The following is a 3,196-nucleotide window of genomic DNA, read 5'->3' as shown; positions in this document are numbered from 1 at the left end:
GGTACGGGCGGCATGGCCATACCGTCAAGAGTCGCCTCGAACCGCTCAGGAGGCGACCCCTGTGCGGAAGTTGCCGCAAACGCCGCGATGTAGATCTATCCATGCACGGCTGCGGAGAACTCCCCACGCACTTAAGAGAAAGCGGAGCCCTAGCCGCGGACTCCGAGAAGGTGATCCATGGCCAGCTGGTCGAGGCGCTCGAAGGCCATTCCACGCTCGGCGGCCGCTTCGACGTCGAACGCCTCGAACGCGCCCCGGTCGGCGAGCAGCCCGGAGAGACCGTCCTCGGCCGTGGGAAGCGCCAACTCGTCGAGGCGCGAGGCACGCAGCGCCTCACCGACCTCAGGGTCGGCCTGGAAGGCTGCCGACCGCTCCCGCAGGATCAGGTAATTGCGCATACAGCCTGCGGCCGACGCCCAGACGCCTTCGTAGCTCTCCGTGCGCGGGGGCTTGAAGTCGAAGTGGCGGGGACCGTCGTATCCGCCCCTCTCCAGAAGGTCCACCAGCCAGAAGGCGCTGCGCAGGTCGCCCGCGCCGAACCGCAGGTCCTGGTCGTACTTGATGCCGGTCTGACCGTTGAGATCGATGTGGAAGAGCTTGTCCGCCCAGAGCGCCTGGGCGATGGAGTGCGGGAAGTTCAGGCCCGCCATCTGCTCGTGGCCCACTTCGGGGTTGACACCGAACAGCTCGGGGCGTTCCAAGCGCTCGATAAAAGCCAGGGCGTGCCCGACGGTGGGCAGGAGGATGTCGCCACGCGGCTCGTTCGGCTTCGGCTCGATGGCGAAGCGCAGGTCATAACCCTGGGAGGTCACGTACTCCGACAGGAGGTCAAAGGCCTCCTTCATGCGGTCGAGCGCGTCGCGCACGTCCTTGGCGGCGCCGGATTCCGCCCCCTCCCTGCCGCCCCACGCCACATACGTACGCGCGCCCAGCTCCACCGCGAGGTCGATGTTGCGGATCGTCTTGCGCAGTGCGTAGCGGCGTACGTCGCGGTCATTGGCGGTGAACGCGCCGTCCTTGAAGACCGGGTGCGTGAAGAGGTTCGTGGTGGCCATCGGCACCACGAGACCCGTCGCGTCCAGGGCTTGCCGGAAGCGCTTGATGTGGCCCTCGCGTTCCGCGTCCGACGACCCGAACGGGATCAGGTCGTCGTCGTGGAACGTCACTCCGTAGGCACCCAGTTCGGCGAGGTGACGCACGGAGTCCGCCGGATCGATCGCGGCGCGCGTGGCGTCCCCGAACGGGTCACGGCCCTGCCAACCGACGGTCCACAGACCGAAGCTGAACTTGTCCTCCGGAGTGGGCTGGTAGTTCATGTACGGCTCCCTCGGCTATTTCGTCATGGCCGTTTACAAATTAGTATCCGAGGGCCCCGCTGGGAAGGCCGTGGAGGAAACTCGGGGTAGCACCTGGAAGAGCCGCAAGAACGGAGACCGGCATGTCATCAGCACCATCCGCCCAAGGGCCCCTCGTTGTGGGCGTGGACACGTCCACACAGTCCACCAAGGCCTTGGTCGTCGACGTGGCCACCGGCCATGTGGTGGCGAGTGGCCAGGCCCCGCACCGGGTCAGCGCGGGCGACGGCCGCGAGAGCGACCCCCAGGACTGGTGGCACGCGCTGTGCGCGGCGCTCCAGGAGTGCGGCTCCGCCGCGCGGGAGGCCGCCGCCGTGTCGGTCGGCGGCCAGCAGCACGGCCTCGTGACGCTCGCCCGCGACGGCAGTCCGGTCCGGCCGGCCCTTCTCTGGAACGACGTGCGCTCCGCACCTCAGGCCAAGACCCTTCTTGAGCGGCTCGGCGGCCCCAAGGCGTGGGCGGACCGCATCGGAAGCGTGCCGGGGCCCTCCTTCACGGTGACGAAGTGGGCCTGGCTCGCCGAACACGAACCGGCCGCCGTCCGCGCCACGACCGCCGTGCGTCTCCCCCACGACTACCTCACGGAACGCCTCACGGGACTCGGCACGACCGACCGCGGCGACGTGTCCGGCACTGGCTGGTGGGCGTCGGGTCCGGAGGCGTACGACGAGGAAATCCTCGGCATGGTGGGCCTTGATCCGGCGTTGCTCCCGCGCGTGGCCCGTCCCGGAGAGGTCGTCGGCACCGTACGGGGCGAGGGACTCCCCTTCTCCAAGGGGACGCTGGTCGCACCTGGCACCGGTGACAACGCGGCGGCCGCCATCGGCCTGGGGCTTCGGCCCGGCACTCCAGTACTGAGCCTCGGCACCTCAGGCACGGTCTACGCGGTCTCCGAGCACCGCCCCACGGACCCGACCGGCACGGTCGCGGGCTTCGCCGACGCGCGCGGCGACTGGCTTCCGCTGGCCTGCACGCTCAACTGCACGCTCGCCGTCGACCGAGTGGCCGCCCTGCTGAGCCTGGACCGTGAGGCGGTCGACCCGGGCGGAACCGCCACACTCCTGCCTTACCTGGACGGAGAGCGCACCCCTGACCTGCCGCGCGCCTCCGGACTGCTGCACGGGCTGCGGCACGACACGACCCCGGGCCAGTTGCTTCAGGCGGCGTACGACGGGGCCGTGCACTCGCTACTCGGTGCGCTCGACCTGGTCCTTGACACCGACGCCGACAGGTCGTCCCCACTCCTGCTGATCGGCGGCGGCGCGCGAGGGGCCGCATGGCAGCAGACCGTACGGCGCCTCTCCGGACGTCCCGTACAGATCCCCAGGGCCAAGGAACTGGTCGCGCTCGGCGCCGCCACGCAGGCGGCGGGCGTGCTGACCGGCGAGGACCCCTCGGCGATCGCCCGGCGCTGGGGCACCGCAGAAGGCCCGGTGCTCGACCCCGTGGCCCGCGACGAAGAGACGCTGTCCCGCATCTCCGGGGTACTCTCCGACGCGGCGCCGCTCCTGGACAGGGCGCCCAACGGGGAGTGAGGACCGACCGAAGCATGACCGCACCGCTGCACGAAGATCGCCGGGTAGGGTCCGGCATGCCGCCGCGCGAGGAACGCCCGGGCACGGCTGCGGCCCCGCCGAGGAAGACACCGGGCACATCACTGCCCGACACCCAGCAAGGGATGCGCCGCCGCAATCTCTCCCGGGTGATGTACGCCGTGGCCACGCATGGCCCTCTGTCGCGTGCCGCCGTGGCCTCCCGGATCGGCCTGACGCGGGCAGCCGTCTCCACGCTCGTCGATGAGCTGATCCGCTCGGGACACCTGGATGAGCTGGGTCCCGAGC

The 3,196-nt window shown here is 70.2% G+C and carries 3 protein-coding genes; 2 read left to right on the top strand and 1 reads right to left on the bottom strand.

What is annotated here, in order from left to right:
- Positions 1-149 precede the first annotated feature (149 nt).
- Positions 150-1,316 (bottom strand): xylose isomerase, encoded by a 1,167-nt coding sequence (gene xylA / locus AB8Z36_RS33010; RefSeq protein ID WP_369217067.1) that lies wholly within the window; start codon positions 1,314-1,316, stop codon positions 150-152.
- A 122-nt stretch (positions 1,317-1,438) separates the two neighbouring features.
- Here xylA and xylB point away from each other — a divergent pair, with 122 nt between their 5' ends.
- Both xylB and AB8Z36_RS33000 read left to right on the top strand, forming a co-directional pair.
- Positions 1,439-2,890, top strand: a complete 1,452-nt coding sequence (gene xylB / locus AB8Z36_RS33005; RefSeq protein WP_369217066.1) for a xylulokinase — start codon at positions 1,439-1,441, stop codon at positions 2,888-2,890.
- A gap of 14 nt (positions 2,891-2,904) precedes the next feature.
- Positions 2,905-3,196: MarR family transcriptional regulator (locus tag AB8Z36_RS33000; RefSeq protein WP_440582056.1), on the top strand; the 292-nt coding region annotated here is incomplete at its 3' end.

This window comes from Streptomyces flavofungini (assembly GCF_041028215.1).
Taxonomy (GTDB): Bacteria; Actinomycetota; Actinomycetes; order Streptomycetales; family Streptomycetaceae; genus Streptomyces; species Streptomyces flavofungini_B.
Note: the sequence above shows the minus strand (reverse complement) of the source record. Positions and strands in the feature narration are given on the sequence as shown.

Coding starts and splice junctions, on each gene's coding strand:
- xylB (WP_369217066.1), top strand. CDS start 1,439: ATGTCATCAGCACCATCCGCCCAAGGGCCCCTCGTTGTGGGCGTGGAC.
- xylA (WP_369217067.1), bottom strand. CDS start 1,316: ATGAACTACCAGCCCACTCCGGAGGACAAGTTCAGCTTCGGTCTGTGG.